Raw genomic sequence first — 17131 nt, forward strand, 5'->3', positions numbered from 1 at the left:
TATGACATCGCATAAATGGGACAGGCTTGTGATTTCGCAATCGCAAAATCACAAAAACTGCACTGACCGATATTATTCCTGACAAATTTCGGTCAATACAGCGAAACCTTTTGCCCAAGCCCCGGATCACTGCGCAATCGGCGGCAGGTAAATCCGCGCCAGAAGCCCGCCAGACGGCGCATCTTCCAGATAAATCTCGCCGCCATGCGCCCGGATCGCGGTGCGGGCAATCGCCAGACCAAGGCCAATTCCACCCGTTTCACGATTGCGCGAGGATTCAAGCCGGAAGAACGGCTCGAACACCTGATCGCGCTGATCGGGCGGAATTCCCGGCCCGTCATCACTGACTTCGATCCACATGCCTCCATCATCGGCGGGCTTCAACGATACGTCGACATGATCGCCAAATGTCAGGGCATTTGACATCAGATTGCCCATCGCCCGCTTGATCGAAAGCGGACGGCATGGATAAACCCGTGGTTCGCCATCACCCACGAACCGGATCGGTCGCCCGGTTTCGGCAAGGTCTTCGACCGCGGCCTCGATCAGGGCGGTAATATCGATCTTGCGGGTCGCCTCGTTCGCGGTTTCTTCGCGCGCAAAGGTCATGGCCGCTTCGACCATCTGTTCCATTTCATTCAATGTCTCGATGATCCGCGACCGGTTTTCCGCATCCTCGACAAATTCTGCCCGCAGCCGAAGAGACGTGATCGGAGTGCGCAAATCGTGCGAAATCGCGGCCAGCATCCGGGTGCGATCCTCGACAAAACGTTTCAGCCTTGCGGTCATGCGGTTGAACGCCTTGGCCGCCCGGCGGATTTCAAGCGGGCCATCTTCGGGCACCGGTTCGGGATAATCACCACGCCCCACCCGGTCGGCGGCCTGTGCCAGAACCGCCCAGGACCGTGTCATGCGACGCGCCAGGAAAAACGCGATGATCCCGATCAGGACCGCCGAAATAACAATACGCAGGATATTTTGCAAAACCGCACGCGGCGGCGGTGCAACACCATTGATCCGCGCTTCCAGCCAGACAACCGGCTGCACACTTTCAGCCCCCCCCGATCCGGCAGCGTTTACCGCGGCCCGCACCGGGAAGATCGGCACACTGATCTGCATTAATGGTGCGGCAACACAGTCAAGGTGATCAAAGAAGCGCGGCCCGTGATGTCCGTCGCGAACAAAGTCATCCTTGCGCCATTTCTTGTCGCGATCATCATCATCGTCATCGTCACCATGCTTTTCGTGTTTCTTTTTCTCGCGCTCCTCAACCGCCTGACAATCATCCTCCGACAGGATATGCACTCGCGCGGGCACCGCGGGACCGTCAAGCGCCTGATTAAGCCGCTCGCTCAGCGTGTAACTGATATCAGACATCGGCAGGCTGTTATCGGGCTTGTCCGCCAGACGCATGATGCTTTGCGGCGACTGGCCGACCTTCAGGACATCACGCCAGTTTTCCGATGGGGTTGCCGCCAGAATGCGCGAAATGGCCGCAACGCGCGCCAATGCACCGCCACGCCGCTCGCTTAACAACGCATCGCGCCGTTCTTCGGCCAAAAGCAATCCTAACACCACATGGGTCAGAACCACGGCACCGAGGATCAGCAACACCAGCTGCCCGACAAGGGTTTCTGGCCATAAACGGGAAATGAAACTGCGCCGTTTCATTTCTTCACCACGTCGCAGGTAAACATATATCCCCCGCCCCAAACGGTTTTGATCAGGGTCGGGTTCTTCGGGTCGGGCTCGATCTTTTTGCGCAGGCGGCTAACCTGATTATCAATACTGCGATCAAACGGAATGGCTTCGCGCCCCTTGGTCAGGTCAAGCAACTGGTCGCGGTTCAGCACCATATTGTGGTGATCGACAAAGGCGCATAACAGGGCAAATTCACCAGCACTCAGCGGCACGACAACATCGTTTTCGTCACGCAATTCATGACGCGTGCGATCCAGTATCCAGCGATCAAAGGCAATTTCACCCCCGGTCTTCTGGCCGCGCCGCCCGCTTGGCAAACTTTGCGCCCGACGAAGCACCGCCTTGATACGGGCCAGCAACTCACGCGGATTGAAAGGCTTTGCCAGATAATCATCTGCCCCCATTTCAAGGCCGATGATCCGGTCGGTTTCCTCGCCAAGCGCGGTCAGCATCACAACCGGCACATCATAATTCTCGCGCAGCCACCGGCAAAGACTCAACCCGTCTTCGCCAGGCATCATCAGATCGAGCACGATCAGATCGGGCAGAACATTCTCAGCCATCAGCTTGCGCAATTCGCGCCCGTCAGACGCCAGCGTCACGCGGTATTCATGCTGGCGCAGATACCGCCCCAGCAGATCACGAATATCGCGGTGGTCATCAACGACGAGAATATGGGCCGGATCACTCATCAAGCTGTGCCTGTCTTTCCAAAGATTATCTGATCCCAGCTTATCGCGCCCGGTGGCCCATCAAAAACAGCAATTTGTATCAGATTGTCGCAAAAGCCGGTTTTGGTAGACATTGCGACCATTTCCCCGGTTTACCGGGATCATTTCGCGACAAATCAGCTTCATAAAGGCCTCAGCCAAACAAAAGTCCCCCAACGAAAAGAGGCCCACATGACCCGTAACAGCAAACTTAAAATCGCATCCCTCCTGATCGCGACCAGCATTGTCGCAACCCCCATCGCCACCGCGCTTGCATCGGGCGGCGATCATCGACCCTGGCAGATGAGCGATGATGACCGTGGCGATGGCCCGAAATTCCGCGATCATGACCGCGACCACCACAAAGGCATGTATGGCAAACATGGCATGCGCCGCAGCACTCCGCTGACGGTCGAGGAAGCCAAAATTCTGGTCGATGCAATGCTTCTGCGTCGCGGCACGACGGAGCTTAAAACCGGCGATGTCAAATCGGTCGATGACGGCGAGGAAATCGAAGTCACCCTGCTGAATGCCAACGGCGATGTTGTCGATACCGTGAGTTTCGATGCCAAATCGGGCCGCCCGGATCGCGACGAAATGCGTGATATGCACCGCATGATGCCCAAACCGGACGCGGAGGACCGCTTTGACCGTCGCTTTACCACTGAACAGATGACCCTTCTGGCCAATGCCATGGTGATCCGGTTTGGTGGCGGTGAACTGACGCTGGGCGAAATCAAGGAAACACCACGCGGCACCTATATCGCGACCATCACCAACAAGGCCGGCGACATCGTTCGCGAAATGGAGCTTAGCCGCGTGACCGGTCGCCCGGTCAGCTAACCGGCTTTGTCAGAACACGCACTTCCCTTCTACCCAACTCCCATTGTCCGGGTCCTTCCCCCACCCAACCGATAGCCCGGACAACACTGGCGCCCCCTCTCCCCGGGGGCGCCACTTTTTATATTTGCATGACTTTTGGTTTGACGCGCCTTCGATCCCTGATCATTCTACGTTTTTAGGAACCAAAAAGCTGCATCATGACTGCAACCCACCTTTCCCCCGCCCCACGTACCGCCCTTGAAACCGACATTCCCGCAATCACCAAACTCTGGCAGGAAACCGGGCTTTACCGCCCGTACAATCCGCCGGAATGGGATGTGCGATTTGCGCTCTCGGATCGCAATTCGACGCTGATGGTATGGGAAGATATCAACGGTGTTATCATTGCCACCGTGATGGTCGGCCATGACGGGCATCGCGGCTGGATTTATTATCTGTCGGTTGCACCAAGCCATCAGAAAACCGGGCTTGGCAAAAAGCTGGTTGCCATCGGCGAAGACTGGCTGCGTGAACACGGCGTCTGGCGTATGCAATTAATGGTGCGGTCGGAAAACAGCGCGATGCAGGATTTCTATCGCCATCTTGGCTATCGGGCCCTTGATGTCACGGTCATGCAAAAAGATATAGATACCCCTCCCGCTGACCGCTGAGAAAAAAACAGCTGTTAAGGTGCAACCGGATGCCCGTGCGGCGTTCGTTCCGGGCTGTTGCTGTTGTCATCCCGATCATCGCGCGTAATCGCCAGTGACGCCCGCGCAATGCGGCGTGCGCGTTCATATAAGCGGTTGATACGCTCGACCAGCGCAACTTCTGTGCGGTAACGGCGGATATCCGCATCTCTTGGCCCGATCTCGTCGCTGATCCGGCGCAGGGTGACGTCCATTTTTTCGATGAACTCTGCCTTACGAGCCAATACACGATTGGCGGCCTCAACATCGTCACTGGCAAAGGCCGTTAGTGCCTGCTTGAGGCATTCTTCAGAAAAAGTGAACAATTCGGACATTTTTTCACGGCTATCTAATAATGGCAGATTGCGTTCGGCTAACAATCTGCCAACCAGCTCGGTCATTTCCTCGCTGATAATATCGCCGATAGCCTCCAGATGATTGCTGATCGCAAGCTTGTTCAAAAGCCGGTTCTGATCCGATGGCAGCAACTCCGAATGGCGCAGTTTTCCAGCAAACCGCGCAATCGCATCCTGAAGGCTGTCAACCCCGTCATCAAGCTCGGCAATCTTTTCAAGTTTCTCAAGTGTCGGGTTTTGCATGGTTTCGCGCCCACGCCTTACAACATCGCACACGATATCGCCCATATGCATGACCTCTTTGCGCAAAAGCATCAGAGCGGCAGACGGGGTATTGGCAATTTCATTGACCAGAAATTTTGGTGCCGGGTTAAGCGGCGGTTCGAACACATCACGCACCGGCACACATTTTTCGATCAGACGCGCAATCCACGGCACGAAACCAATCATGATCGCGACATTGGCGATGTTGAAAATGCTGTGCGCATTGGCGATTTCACGCGCGATGTCGACCTGACTACCCTCCTCGCCCAGCGACACGGCATGGACGAAACCGGCCAGTTGCGGGATAAACGGCAGCCAGATCAGCACCCCGACAACGTTAAAGAACACATGACCAAGGGCGGTGCGCATCGCATCGCGATTCTTGCCAATCGTCACCAGAAGGGCCGTGATACAGGTGCCGATATTCGCCCCGAAGATCAGGGCAATCCCCCCTTCGAGCGGCACAAGCCCCTGCCCTGCAAGGGCAATCACAATGCCGGTCGTTGCCGAACTTGATTGCACAAGGGCGGTAAAGGCCGCGGCAATCGCAATCGACAAAAACGGGTTTGTCATCTGCGCCATCAGATTGATGAAGGGGTCATAGGTGCGAAGCGGTTCCATCGCCTCGCTCATCATGCCCATACCGAAAAACAACAGCCCAAGCCCCAGCAGGGCACGCCCGCCAAGTGACCAACTTCGATCACGCCAAAACGTCATGACGCCAAAGCCGACCGCAATCATCAACGGCGCGACGGCATCAATCCGGAAGGCGATAATCTGCGCCGTCAGGGTCGTTCCGATATTGGCCCCCATGATCACAGCAATGGATTGGGCGAAGCTCATCAATCCGGCAGAAACAAAGCCGACCACAAGAACAGTTGTCACACTCGACGATTGCACCAGCCCGGTGATCGCCACCCCGGAAAGGACGGCCATAAAACGGTTGCGGGTCATTTTGGCAAGGATCACACGCAACCTTGCCCCGGCCAGCGTTTTAAGCGCCGTTGCAAGATGATCCATGCCATACAGGAAAAGGGCAAGGCCGCCCAAAAGGCCAATCATCATCCAGCCCGGCTGCAAATCCGGCACCGAAGGATCATTGGTTGCCGCAAGGATGCCGCGCATCGGCAGGACAGTCAAAACAGCCGTCAGGGCAGATAAAAAGGCGGATAAGCGAAGGGATGACATCGGCACGGAACCTGCCATAAACTATTGATATGCCATCATAGCACACAGAAATCCCGCGTATAGATCAGACTGGATCGCCGCCATCATGCCCGCCCCGAACCCGCACGGAAAAATGCGCAATATCGGCCCGACATCGTCGCACGAACTGGCCGAGATTGGCATTAAAAGCCGATCCGACCTGATCAAGGCCGGGATTGAGGAAACGGCAAGACGGCTATTGTTCCGGTTTGGCGGGGAAAAACAGATCAGCGTGAATTATCTTTATGCACTTGAAGGTGCCATTCACGACCATGACTGGCGCGATATTGCCCCATCGCGCAAACAGGAACTCCGCGATTTTCTGGTGCGGTTACGCAGCGAAATCGCGGCGCATTAAGGCCAGCCGATTACTGGGCCGCGATCTGGTCCGATGACACGGATGCCAGACGTTTGCGAAGTCCCGCAATCTGATCTTCTGACAGGCGCAAACCAAGTTTGGAGCGACGCCAGACAAGGTCTTCGACGCCACGCACCCATTCCTGATCAATCAGATAACGCACTTCGGCTTCATACAGGTCATAACCATAACAAACACCAAGGTCGGCCACGCTGTTGCAGCCATCAAGCAGTTTTTCGATCCTGCTGCCATAGGCACGCAGAAGACGTTTCAGGGTTGCTTCCGGTAGCCAGTCATATCGGGCACCATAGGATTGCAGAGCCTTTTCAAAGGATGCATCGGGCAGATCACCACCGGGCAGTACTTCGCCCGCCGTCCAGGGACGATCAGTCACCCCAAGCTGTTTTGAAATCAGTTGCAAGGCATGCTCGGCCAGTTTGCGATAGGTGGTGATTTTGCCACCAAACACATGCAGCGCCGGGGCTTTGCCCTGCCCGGCTTCGAGTTTGAGCGTGTAATCACGCGAGACTTTGGATGCGTTGGCAACTTCGCCCTCACCCGCATATAGCGGACGCACCCCGGAATAGGACCAGACGACATCCATCGCCGAAATCGGTGTTTCGAAATAATCACCAGCCAGCTTGCACAGATAATCGACTTCGTCAGCGCCGATTTCAACCCTGGCCGGATCGCCGTTAAAATCGACATCGGTGGTGCCGATCAAGGTGAGATCATCCTGATAGGGAATGGCAAAAACGATGCGGCCATCCGGGTTCTGGAAAATATAGCAATGATCATGATCGAAAAGTTTCGGAACCACGATATGGCTACCCTTGACCAGACGGATATTTGCCTTGGTTTCGGCATCGACCACACCATTCTCAGGATCAATCAGCGAGGCACACCACGGACCGGCGGCATTGATCAGCATCTTGCCACTAACGATGCGTTCGGCGTTGCTGTCGCGATCACTCAGGGTGACCTGCCATTTGCCATCCTGCTGGGTTGCACCGACACAGCGGGTACGCGTCAGGATTTCGGCACCGCATTCGCGGGCATCCATGGCATTCAAAACCACAAGCCGTGCATCATCGACCCAGCAATCTGAATAGACGAATGCCTTGTCCATCCCGGTCTTGAGCGGATGCCCTGCAACGTGCTTACGCAGTGAAATGCCTTCGCTGCCCGGCAGTTTTTTGCGTCCGCCAAGATGATCGTAAAGGAACAGGCCAAGGCGAATCATCCATGCCGGACGCAGGCCGGGAACATGGGGAAGAACAAACCGCAGCGGCCAGATGATATGCGGCGCATTTCCCAGAAGGACTTCGCGTTCGTTCAATGCCTCACGGACCAGACGGAATTCATAATGTTCAAGATAACGCAGACCGCCATGGATCAGTTTCGTACTGGCCGAAGATGTGGCACTTGCCAGATCGTTCATTTCGCACAGCAGGACCCTGAGCCCGCGCCCGGCCGCGTCACGGGCGATACCCGCCCCGTTGATCCCGCCGCCGACGATGATCAGGTCATATTCCGAATGGTTCTGCATGGCATGACTTCCGCGCTTTAGTTTCGATATTGACCATAAAATATTTCATTTTCGAAAATTTTCAAGCGATGAATTGTGACAATTTATAGCCAATAGCAATCGACCCCGCTTATTTACCGAAGCCAAAACCTCAACACTCGATAAAAATTTCGATTTTGAAAAAATTGACAACTCTGGGATCAAATCCCATGGGCCGAAACGAAAAAACCCCGCCAAACGGCGGGGCTTTCAAAGTTAGATTTTTTGCAATCAGCTTAGCTTAACCAAGCCAGCGACGCTGCCAATCCGACAGCATGGCAATTGCCCAAAGCTGGTGCGACCAGTTCCGGCAACCCGAAACATGTTCAGCAAAGCGTTTGTCGATTTCCGCACGGTTAAGGCCAAGATCGGAATAAAGCGCATCGCGTGCCAGCAAATCCCCAACCCATTCCTTAAGTGGCCCACGCAACCATTCCGCCAGCGGCACACCAAAACCGGTTTTGGGGCGGTCGATCAATTCGCGCGGAACATATTTATAAAGGATGTTGCGGAGGGCAACCTTGCCCACCGAACCGTCCAGCTTAAGGTGCGCTGGCATACGCCAGCCAAATTCGATCACCCGATGATCGATCAAAGGCACGCGCACCTCAAGCGAGCTTGCCATTGATGCCCGGTCAACCTTGGTCAGGACGTCATCGACCATATACATCATCGTATCCATGACTTGCATCGCGGACACATGATCAAGGTTTCGGTTACGGCAGAATTTTTCGCCCGGAATGCGGAATTTCTTTCGCGGTTTTCCGGGTTCATCCGCCATCAGGACATCGGGATTCCAAAGCGAAAGCAGCGCCTGATAGCGATCCAGATCATCGCGGATCGACAGAAGCGGTGCCACCTTGTGAATTTTATCGCCCAATGCCGCCGTCCTGCGCTTGCCGGGCACAAGACCGATCAGGGCATCCCATTGCCCGGGCGAAAGCGCCGTCAGCCCCTTGGACATCAACGACGATCCGAACGGGATGTTTTTGGCGATATTGCTGATCTGGCGCGCCCAAAGATACCGATTATAGCCACCAAAAGTTTCATCGCCGCCATCGCCCGAAAGGGCAACCGTGACTTCCTTGCGGGTCAGGGCCGAAATCAGGCAGGTCGGGATGGATGAGCTGTCAAAGAACGGTTCGTCATAGATTTCCGAAAGACGCGGCACCAGATCAAGCGCGTCCTTGGCGGTGACATAAAGCTCGGTATGGTCGGTGCCAAGATGTTTGGCAACTTCACCGGCAAAGGCCGCCTCGTTATAGGCATCATGATCAAAGCCGATGGAATAGGTTTTGACAGGCCGATCCGAAACCGATTGCATCAGGGCAACGACAGTCGAGGAATCAATACCACCCGACAGAAACGCGCCGAGTGGCACATCGGCAATCATCCGCCGTTCAACAGCATCGCGCAGCAAATCTTCCAGCGCATCAATCGCGCTTTGATCATCACCACTCCAATGATGGTTCTGACCGCTGATGACCGCGTCCTCGACCGACCAGTAGGCAAATTCGGATGCGTGCCCCTCCCCGGCGATTTCCAGGATATGACCGGGTTGCAGCATTTTGGCATGGGCATAGATCGAATGCCCCGATGGCACATAGCCAAACCGCAGATAGGCATCAAGGGCAGTGCGATTAACCTCGCGCGAGATGACATTGCCCGCGATCAGGCCTTTAAGCTCGGACGCAAAGGCGATGTTCCCGTCATAACGCGACCAGTAAAGCGGCTTGATCCCCAACCGGTCACGAACCAGTGTCAATTTGCCGGTCTTTTTATCCCAAAGGGCAATGGCGAACATGCCGATCAGTCGCTTGACCGTATCGCGCACGCCCCAGCGGGCCATGCATTCAAGGATCACCTCGCTATCGGAATGGCCGCGCCAGACAATGTTGTCACCGGCCAGTTTGGCACGCAGGTCTTCGGCGTTATAGACCTCGCCATTATAGACCATGACATAACGGCCATCGGCCGAATGCATCGGTTGTTTACCGGCATCGGAAAGATCAATGATAGCAAGGCGACGCTGCCCCAGCGCAAGTCCGGCATCGCTATCGCACCAGACATCGCCGCCATCCGGCCCGCGATGAAGCAATGCATCGGTCATGCGCGTGATGGTGTTGCGCAATTTATCGCCGTCGCTATTGCGACCAAGCCACAGACCGGTGATGCCGCACATGAAAATATCCCTTTATTATTTGCCCCTACTTAAAAACGATCCGGGCGCGTTCGACAATCAAAATCATGGGGTTGCCGACAAGGATTTGCAGTTTGTTCCGGGGATTTTGGTCGCGTGTAATGACAAGCGGTGATAAACAGGCTGCATTGCCCATCAAGCTGGAATGACCATGCTTAAACTGGATCGACTGTTCATCAAAATCCTGCAGGTTTTGCAAACCAATGGCCGGATTTCGAACCTTGATCTTTCAGAAGAGGTCAATCTGTCGCCCTCGCCCTGTCTGGAACGGGTGCGCAAGCTCGAGGAAGCCGGGCTGATCACGCAGTATCTGGCGGAAATCGACCTTGATAAAATCGGTGCCAATCTGCACATCATGGCCGAAATCACGCTGGGCAATCATCTGGTCGATGATTTCAAACGGTTCGAAGCCGCGATCACCGACGTCCCCGAAGTCATTTCCTGCTATAAAATCGCCGGGCCGTTCGATTACACGATGGATATGATCTGCCGCGATATCGCGCATTTCAACCAGCTCAAAGAAAAGCTTCTGGCAGCCAATATCGGGATCGAGAATTTCCGCGGCCATGTGGTGATGGAACGCACCAAAACCTTTTCGGGCTATCCGCTCGAAAGCCTCACCGCGCCCTCGCCACTTGACGGCGTGCTTAAGGGCTAGACCTCTCGCCTTATATCGAACCGATCCATCTTGCGATAAAGCGTATTGCGACTGATGCCGAGCGCCTTGGCGGTTTTGCTGATATGCCAGCGGTGATCATCAAGCACCTGACGCAATGCATCGGCTTCAGCCCGTTTCAGGATCGATCCGGCAGGGGCCGGGTCCCGCGTGACGGTTTCGTGGAAATCGTCGGGCAGGTGCGACCGCAGGATCAAACCGCCTTCGGCAAAGACGCAGGCATATTGCAAAACATTGACCAGTTCGCGGATATTGCCCGGCCAGTCATGGCGTGACAGCAGCTCCAGAACGTCGTCCGAACACCGAACATCCCCCGCCATATCCCCGGAAATTCCGCGAAGAAGCCGGGCGACGAGATCGGGCAGATCGGACCGTTCGCGAAGTGCTGGCAGGGAAAGGCGCGCGCCCTTGATCCGGTAAAGCAGATCTTCGCGGAATTTGCCATCCGCCACCGCACGGGTCAGATCGACATTGCTGGCACAGATCAGACGGAAATTGACCGGCACGGATTTGGTACTGCCAAGCGGCTCAACCGTGCGTTGTTCAAGCACACGCAAAAGCCGCCCCTGTGCTGAAAGCGGCATATCACCGATTTCATCCAGGAACAAAGTCCCGCCATCGGCCTGCTTGATCCGCCCGCCAAAGCCATCGCGTGCCGCCCCGGTAAAGGCACCACCGGCATGACCGAAAAGCTCGCTTTCTATAAGGCTTTCGGGAAGGGCCGCGCAATTGATCGCAACGAACGGTTTGCGCGCACCAACCGCTGCCGCATGAATGGCGCGCGCCATATGTTCCTTGCCGCTGCCGGTTTCACCCGACATCAGAACATTGATACGATTGCTCAGAAGCTTGCTACCGACCTTGTAAAGACGACGGATTACCGGGTCCTGATCGGGGATGTCACCGGTTTCATTCGCCGCCGAACGCGCGGACGGACGCGATACTGGTGCGGGCCGCATCGAGATAAACTTGCGCCGCTGCTTTTCAGGCAAAGTCACCCGCCCGAACAAAAGCCCCCCGCCATTGACCGGCAGGGCCTTGGCCGATGCAGAAGTTGATGCCCCTTCGCCCACGCCAAGCGTCGCGATCAGGCCATCCAGATCAAAACCGAACATCGATTGCACATCGCACGCATTATCCGCCGCCGCCAGCAAACGGCGCGCGGTCGAGGTCGCGCCACGGATATTGCCATCCGGGCCAATCGAAATCAGGGCGTCACGGGTCGATCCGACATGCTGTGCGTCGGGATGAAGATGCAGGATCAGATCAGACGCGCATTCATCAAAGAAAAGAATACGCTCAAGCGCATCGGCGTAATCGGCAATCAGGCTTCGGACCCGCAAACAATCGGTGCGTTTGATGTCATCGCGTACGGCAGACACATCAAGCACGGAGCAAACCTGCCCTTCCGGGTCAAACACCGGGGCGGCCGTGCAGGTCAGAACCGCATGTTGTGCCAGAAAATGTTCGTCCTTGTGGATGGTGATCGGTCGGCCTTCAACGATGCAGGTGCCGATACCGTTGGTGCCTTCGCGTTCCTCGCTCCAGACGGCACCGGGCAAAAGGCCGTTGGTGCGAAACGACGGCAGCAACGTGTGGGCCGCGACACTGTCAAGGATCACACCGTCATTATCGGTCAGGAAAACCGCATAGCCCGACGCATCGATCTTGCGATAAAGCGTGCGCACCAGATCATGGGCATGATGATAAAGCCGTCCGCTGCGATCACGGCGCTGGCGGGTTTGGCTTTCGGGCATGACTTCGGGACGGCGCAAAGTGTCATGCGCCAGACCAAAGCGCTGTTCGCAGCGTTGCCAGCTTTCGAGGACGGCGCGATTTTGGGCGACGCCGCTTAACTGCAACGCAGCTTCGATCCGTCCACCATGATGGTTTCCAGACATAAGACGTTATCTCCCTTGTGCCGGTGTTTTATCGGGAATGCCTTTTGACATCGCCCGGTTTGCAGCTTTTGCCGCGTCCGATCACGGTAAGGATCGTAACACATCACAGGGCCGAAACGCCAAACGGTTTCGCGGCAAAACCGCCACACAATTCACAGTGTCACGAATATGGGACAATTTGTGTCACCTGTGTCATCGCAGGGGACGCAATGGCACAGACACCTTGCGCCACCACCCTCCTCCAACCGATTGTTAAAAGACAAAAAAAACGGATCATCCGGTCATCTGGCACGGGATTTTGCGAACTGGCACGGGCTTTGCGGAAATGACAGGGCCAAAACCAAAAACAGGTGGCAAAGCCGCCTTCCGATCATGGAGGATCCAAGATGATTTACAAGAATCCGGGCGACGCGGGCAGCGTCGTTGCTTTCAAATCCCGTTATGACAACTTTATCGGTGGCGAATGGACCGCACCGGTCAAGGGCCAGTATTTTGAAAATGTCTCGCCGGTAAATGGCAAGCCATTCTGCGAAATCGCACGATCCAGTTCGGAAGACATCGAAAAGGCACTTGATGCCGCCCACGGCGCAGCAGAAGCATGGGGCAAAACGTCTGTCACCGAACGGGCCAATATCCTCAATAAAATCGCCGACCGCATGGAACAGAACCTTGAAATGCTCGCGGTTGCGGAAACATGGGATAACGGCAAGGCCGTGCGTGAAACACTCGCCGCCGACATTCCGCTGGCGATTGATCATTTCCGGTATTTTGCCGGTGCCATCCGCGCACAGGAAGGATCGCTTGGCGAGATTGACGACAATACCGTCGCCTATCACTTCCACGAACCGCTTGGCGTTGTCGGGCAGATCATTCCATGGAACTTCCCGATCCTGATGGCAGTCTGGAAACTGGCCCCGGCGCTGGCGGCGGGCAACTGCGTTATCCTGAAACCGGCTGAACAGACCCCGGCATCAATTTGCGTGCTGCTAGAACTGGTCGGTGATCTTCTTCCGGCCGGTGTGCTGAACGTTGTGCAGGGCTTCGGGGTTGAAGCCGGCAAACCACTGGCACAAAGCAACCGGGTCGCCAAGGTCGCCTTTACCGGTGAAACCACCACCGGCCGCCTGATCATGCAATATGCCAGCGAAAACATCATTCCGGTCACACTCGAACTGGGTGGCAAATCGCCGAACATCTTCTTTGACGATGTGATGGCACAGGATGACGATTTCCGCCAGAAAGCCGCCGAAGGCCTGACCATGTTCGCGCTGAACCAGGGCGAGGTCTGCACCTGCCCGTCGCGTGCGCTTATTCAGGAAAACATCTATGACAAGTTCATGGATAGCGTGCTTTCGCGTGTGGCAAATATCAAACAGGGCAACCCGCTTGATAGTGAAACCATGATCGGCGCGCAGGCATCGACCGAACAGATGGAAAAAATCCTGTCCTATCTTGATATCGGCAAGCAGGAAGGTGCCGAAGTCCTTTGCGGTGGCGGCAAGGCGGAACTGGGCGGTGATCTTTCGACCGGGTTCTATATTCAGCCAACCATCTTCAAGGGCCATAACCGGATGCGGATTTTCCAGGAGGAAATCTTTGGCCCGGTGGTTTCCGCCACGACCTTCAAGGACGAGGCCGAGGCGCTTAAAATCGCCAATGACACGCTTTATGGCCTTGGTGCCGGTGTCTGGACCCGCGATGGCACGCGTGCCTACCGGTTTGGTCGCAATATCAAGGCCGGTCGTGTCTGGACCAATTGCTATCACCTCTATCCGGCGCATGCGGCCTTTGGCGGCTACAAGCAATCGGGGATCGGACGTGAAAACCACAAGATGATGCTCAACCATTATCAGCAGACCAAGAATCTGCTGGTTTCCTATGATCCGAAACCGATGGGCTTCTTCTGATCGGAATGTTCTGGCCGGGGTCCTGCTCGCCCCCGGCCCTTCCCGATACAGAGGAGGTTGTCATGACAACAGACCAAATTCCGGCACGGGTCACGGCCACCGACGCGGCCACCGCCCTGATCTGGAAGCTTAAGGACATTCACGGGCCGCTAATGTTTCATCAGTCGGGCGGATGTTGCGATGGCAGTGCCCCGATGTGCTTTCCGGATGGGGAATTCAAAACCGGCGATCAGGACGTGTTGCTGGGCGAGATTGAAGGCAGCCCGTTTTATATCGGACGCGCCCAATTCGAATATTGGCGTCACACACAGCTGATCATTGACGTCGTGGATGGACGCGGGGGCATGTTTTCGCTTGAAGGACCCGAAGGCAAACGCTTTCTGACCCGATCACGCATCTTCACCGATGACGAATGGAATGCACTGAAATACGCCGAACAAGGAAACGAGCAATCTAAAACAGAAGCAAGAACGTAAAGAAGATTACCAACGCAGATCTACCCGTGACATTGCGCGATCCCTGCCTCCCACAGTGCCTGCTCGCCAATGTCTGAAGATGCCGGACGCATCTTCCCCTTGCCCGTCGCCATTCCCCCCGAACAGGCGGCGGGCTTTTTTTATCTGCGATCAGGCCAAAATCACCAGCACCAGAAGACCAAGTGCACACAGCACCAGAAGCGACAGAAGGGCTGCGGCAATTACCCGCCCGCCAACATGCATGACGCTTCGGATATCGACACTTAACCCCAATGCCGCCATGGCAAGGATGGTCAGGAAGGATGATGTCGTGCGCATCGGCTCCAGCGCGATTTCGGGGATCAGGCCAAATGAACGGGCTGCCATCATCGCCACAAACCCGACAATGAACCACGGCACCATCTGGGTCACAGGAAGGCGGACCTCGCGCTTGCGCCCCCCCATAAGGGCAAGCGCAAAGATCACCGGGCCAAGCATCAGAACGCGGATCAGCTTGACCAGGGTGCCGACCTGCACGGCCAACGCACCCGCCGGGGCCGTCGCGGCCAGAACCTGCGGGACTGCATAAACCGTCAAGCCGGAAAAAATACCATATTGCGCGGCACTCAGGCCCAGACCGACATGCACCAGCGGCAGGGCAAAAACAAACAGAACCCCCAGAACAGCGGTAAAGGCGATGGAGGCCGCAACATCATCGGATTTTGCCGAAATCACCGGGGCGGTGGCGGCAATCGCCGAATTGCCACAGATCGAATTGCCGCAGGCCACCAGCATCGCTAAATGCTTCGACAGTCCAAGTAACCGCCCGATATGGAAGCTTAAAAACAGACTGGCGCAAACCACCAGAACAATGGCCGCAATCAGGCCAAAGCCCGCCTGCCCCAAGGCCTGCGCACTGATTGACGCGCCCAGCAAAACAATCGCGATTTCAAGCACGGTCTTGCCACAAAACCGCACACCGTCATGAAACGGCTTGGCAAGGCCAAACACGGATCGCACCACCACACCAAGCAGGATGGCAAAAACCAGACTTTCGATCCAGCCATGCCCCAAAAGGCTACGCTCCGCCTGCTCGACCAGTTTGGCGATCAGGGCAATCGCCGTGGTCAGGAACAAACCGGGCAAAAGGGATTTGAGGTGCGCCTTAAAAAACATGATCTGCCTGTAAAATGTGACAGTCGGAAAATCACACGAACAATCATTTACTTCCATCGAATAAAAATGGATATTTCATTCGATTATTTCGAATGATTTTTGGATAAATGCCATGATGACGCTTGAACAGCTTGCCATCTTTGTGGCCGTGGCCGAACGCGAACATCTTACAAAAGCCGCCGATGCGATTGGCCTCACCCCCTCGGCAGTCAGTTCGGCGATCAAGAACCTCGAAGGGTTTTATGGCGTTGCGCTGTTCCACCGGGTCGGACGGCGGATCGAGCTTAGCGAAACCGGGCGGCTGTTCTTGAACGAGGCCAAGGCGACCTTGGCACGCGCACGGGCCGCCGAACTGACACTGGCGGAACTTGGCGGATTGCAGCGCGGCGAACTTAACGTTTATGCCAGCCAGACAATCGCCAGTTACTGGCTGCCACCGTTTTTGATGCAGTTTCATGATCAGTATCCCGGCATTGCCATCAATCTGACGATTGGCAATACAAAAACCGTGGCCGATGCCGTCCGTGGTGGTGCCGCCGATATCGGCTTTATCGAGGGCGAAGTTGATGAACCGGCACTTGCCATGCGCGAAGTCGCCGAAGATGCATTGGTGGTGGTGGTCGGCCCCAAACATCCCTGGGCCGATGGCAGGCCCTTAAGCGCGCAGGACCTAACAACCCAAAGCAGCTGGGTCCTTCGCGAAGCCGGTTCTGGAACACGGTCGGAATTTGAAAATGCCGTGCACCAGTCTGGCATCGATCCGCAACGGCTTAAAATCGCCCTGACATTACCGGCAAACGAGGCGGTGATTACCGCGGTTGAAACCGGCATCAGCGCCACCGCCGTTTCAAGCTTCGCCGTCAGTTCCCTGATCGCGCAGGGGCGTCTTTTCCGGGCCGGCTTCCATATTCGTCCACGCAAATTCATGATGCTGCGCCACAAGGAACGCCGCCAGACGCAAAGTTCGCTGGCTTTGGAAAAGCTTTGCCTTTCCACAAACGCATAATCGAATTTTTCCAGATCAAAATTGCGAATACGCAATGCACAATTCGGACGGGCCCTTTATCACTTTGTCCTTATGAACACGGCCCCTGATCCGCTGTTCTCAGTGAATCAGGTCATGCAATGAGCGATTTCGCGTTG

The 17131-nt window shown here is 55.8% G+C and carries 14 protein-coding genes; 7 read left to right on the forward strand and 7 right to left on the reverse strand.

The window, feature by feature from the left end; translation table 11 throughout:
* Window positions 1-126: 126 nt before the first annotated feature.
* A complete protein-coding gene (locus P8T57_RS02675) occupies window positions 127-1671 on the reverse strand; it encodes an ATP-binding protein (protein WP_341364485.1) in 1545 nt (514 codons plus the stop codon).
* A complete protein-coding gene (locus P8T57_RS02680) occupies window positions 1668-2393 on the reverse strand; it encodes a response regulator (protein ID WP_037990909.1) in 726 nt (241 codons plus the stop codon). The genes P8T57_RS02675 and P8T57_RS02680 overlap by 4 nt, the downstream gene beginning before the upstream one ends.
* Before the next feature lie 210 nt (window positions 2394-2603).
* Here P8T57_RS02680 and P8T57_RS02685 point away from each other — a divergent pair, with 210 nt between their 5' ends.
* Together P8T57_RS02685 and P8T57_RS02690 are read left to right on the forward strand one after the other, a co-directional pair.
* Complete coding sequence (locus P8T57_RS02685) at window positions 2604-3254, forward strand: hypothetical protein (protein ID WP_071240507.1); 651 nt, start codon at window positions 2604-2606, stop codon at window positions 3252-3254.
* A 197-nt stretch (window positions 3255-3451) separates the two neighbouring features.
* Complete coding sequence (locus P8T57_RS02690; RefSeq protein ID WP_007090424.1) at window positions 3452-3904, forward strand: GNAT family acetyltransferase; 453 nt, start codon at window positions 3452-3454, stop codon at window positions 3902-3904.
* Between the two features lie 14 nt (window positions 3905-3918).
* Here P8T57_RS02690 and P8T57_RS02695 read toward each other — a convergent pair whose 3' ends face one another.
* On the reverse strand, window positions 3919-5730 hold the full coding sequence (locus P8T57_RS02695; protein ID WP_341364486.1) for a Na/Pi cotransporter family protein: 1812 nt from the start codon (window positions 5728-5730) through the stop codon (window positions 3919-3921).
* Between the two features lie 85 nt (window positions 5731-5815).
* On the opposite strand from P8T57_RS02695, the gene P8T57_RS02700 reads away from it, so the two are divergent.
* On the forward strand, window positions 5816-6106 hold the full coding sequence (locus P8T57_RS02700; protein ID WP_341364487.1) for a TfoX/Sxy family DNA transformation protein: 291 nt from the start codon (window positions 5816-5818) through the stop codon (window positions 6104-6106).
* A gap of 10 nt (window positions 6107-6116) precedes the next feature.
* Here P8T57_RS02700 and glpD read toward each other — a convergent pair whose 3' ends face one another.
* Window positions 6117-7655: a glycerol-3-phosphate dehydrogenase gene (gene glpD / locus P8T57_RS02705; protein WP_341364488.1), complete on the reverse strand. Its 1539-nt coding sequence runs from the start codon at window positions 7653-7655 to the stop codon at window positions 6117-6119.
* 259 nt (window positions 7656-7914) lie between these two features.
* A complete protein-coding gene (gene asnB / locus P8T57_RS02710) occupies window positions 7915-9855 on the reverse strand; it encodes an asparagine synthase (glutamine-hydrolyzing) (RefSeq protein ID WP_341364489.1) in 1941 nt (646 codons plus the stop codon).
* Between the two features lie 163 nt (window positions 9856-10018).
* Between asnB and P8T57_RS02715 the strand changes: the two genes are divergently transcribed.
* Window positions 10019-10531 (forward strand): Lrp/AsnC family transcriptional regulator, encoded by a 513-nt coding sequence (locus tag P8T57_RS02715; protein ID WP_037990793.1) that lies wholly within the window; start codon window positions 10019-10021, stop codon window positions 10529-10531.
* Here P8T57_RS02715 and P8T57_RS02720 read toward each other — a convergent pair.
* Window positions 10528-12450 carry a sigma-54-dependent Fis family transcriptional regulator gene (locus tag P8T57_RS02720; protein WP_341364490.1) on the reverse strand — a complete coding sequence of 641 codons (1923 nt, stop codon included), beginning with the start codon at window positions 12448-12450 and terminating at the stop codon, window positions 10528-10530. The genes P8T57_RS02715 and P8T57_RS02720 overlap by 4 nt on opposite strands.
* A gap of 386 nt (window positions 12451-12836) precedes the next feature.
* Here P8T57_RS02720 and adh point away from each other — a divergent pair, with 386 nt between their 5' ends.
* Both adh and P8T57_RS02730 read left to right on the forward strand, forming a co-directional pair.
* Window positions 12837-14357, forward strand: coding sequence for an aldehyde dehydrogenase (gene adh, locus P8T57_RS02725; protein WP_341364491.1), 1521 nt, complete (start codon window positions 12837-12839; stop codon window positions 14355-14357).
* A 62-nt stretch (window positions 14358-14419) separates the two neighbouring features.
* Window positions 14420-14833, forward strand: a complete 414-nt coding sequence (locus tag P8T57_RS02730; RefSeq protein ID WP_341364492.1) for a DUF779 domain-containing protein — start codon at window positions 14420-14422, stop codon at window positions 14831-14833.
* 150 nt (window positions 14834-14983) lie between these two features.
* On the opposite strand, the gene P8T57_RS02735 is transcribed toward P8T57_RS02730, so the two are convergent.
* Complete coding sequence (locus tag P8T57_RS02735; protein WP_341364493.1) at window positions 14984-15988, reverse strand: putative sulfate exporter family transporter; 1005 nt, start codon at window positions 15986-15988, stop codon at window positions 14984-14986.
* Between the two features lie 112 nt (window positions 15989-16100).
* Here P8T57_RS02735 and P8T57_RS02740 point away from each other — a divergent pair, with 112 nt between their 5' ends.
* Window positions 16101-16994, forward strand: coding sequence for a LysR substrate-binding domain-containing protein (locus P8T57_RS02740; RefSeq protein ID WP_341364494.1), 894 nt, complete (start codon window positions 16101-16103; stop codon window positions 16992-16994).
* Window positions 16995-17131: the final 137 nt, after the last annotated feature.

Source organism: Thalassospira sp. SN3W (genome assembly GCF_038070535.1).
Taxonomy (GTDB): domain Bacteria; phylum Pseudomonadota; class Alphaproteobacteria; order Rhodospirillales; family Thalassospiraceae; genus Thalassospira; species Thalassospira xiamenensis.

Bases quoted from the DNA above. Each gene is read 5' to 3' on its own strand.
- P8T57_RS02730 (WP_341364492.1), top strand. From the start codon at position 14,420: ATGACAACAGACCAAATTCCGGCACGGGTCACGGCCACCGACGCGGCC.
- P8T57_RS02690 (WP_007090424.1), top strand. From the start codon at position 3,452: ATGACTGCAACCCACCTTTCCCCCGCCCCACGTACCGCCCTTGAAACC.
- P8T57_RS02675 (WP_341364485.1), bottom strand. From the start codon at position 1,671: ATGAAACGGCGCAGTTTCATTTCCCGTTTATGGCCAGAAACCCTTGTC.
- adh (WP_341364491.1), top strand. From the start codon at position 12,837: ATGATTTACAAGAATCCGGGCGACGCGGGCAGCGTCGTTGCTTTCAAA.
- P8T57_RS02715 (WP_037990793.1), top strand. From the start codon at position 10,019: ATGACCATGCTTAAACTGGATCGACTGTTCATCAAAATCCTGCAGGTT.
- P8T57_RS02680 (WP_037990909.1), bottom strand. From the start codon at position 2,393: ATGAGTGATCCGGCCCATATTCTCGTCGTTGATGACCACCGCGATATT.
- P8T57_RS02740 (WP_341364494.1), top strand. From the start codon at position 16,101: ATGATGACGCTTGAACAGCTTGCCATCTTTGTGGCCGTGGCCGAACGC.
- P8T57_RS02700 (WP_341364487.1), top strand. From the start codon at position 5,816: ATGCCCGCCCCGAACCCGCACGGAAAAATGCGCAATATCGGCCCGACA.
- P8T57_RS02695 (WP_341364486.1), bottom strand. From the start codon at position 5,730: ATGTCATCCCTTCGCTTATCCGCCTTTTTATCTGCCCTGACGGCTGTT.
- glpD (WP_341364488.1), bottom strand. From the start codon at position 7,655: ATGCAGAACCATTCGGAATATGACCTGATCATCGTCGGCGGCGGGATC.
- P8T57_RS02685 (WP_071240507.1), top strand. From the start codon at position 2,604: ATGACCCGTAACAGCAAACTTAAAATCGCATCCCTCCTGATCGCGACC.
- P8T57_RS02735 (WP_341364493.1), bottom strand. From the start codon at position 15,988: ATGTTTTTTAAGGCGCACCTCAAATCCCTTTTGCCCGGTTTGTTCCTG.
- asnB (WP_341364489.1), bottom strand. From the start codon at position 9,855: ATGTGCGGCATCACCGGTCTGTGGCTTGGTCGCAATAGCGACGGCGAT.
- P8T57_RS02720 (WP_341364490.1), bottom strand. From the start codon at position 12,450: ATGTCTGGAAACCATCATGGTGGACGGATCGAAGCTGCGTTGCAGTTA.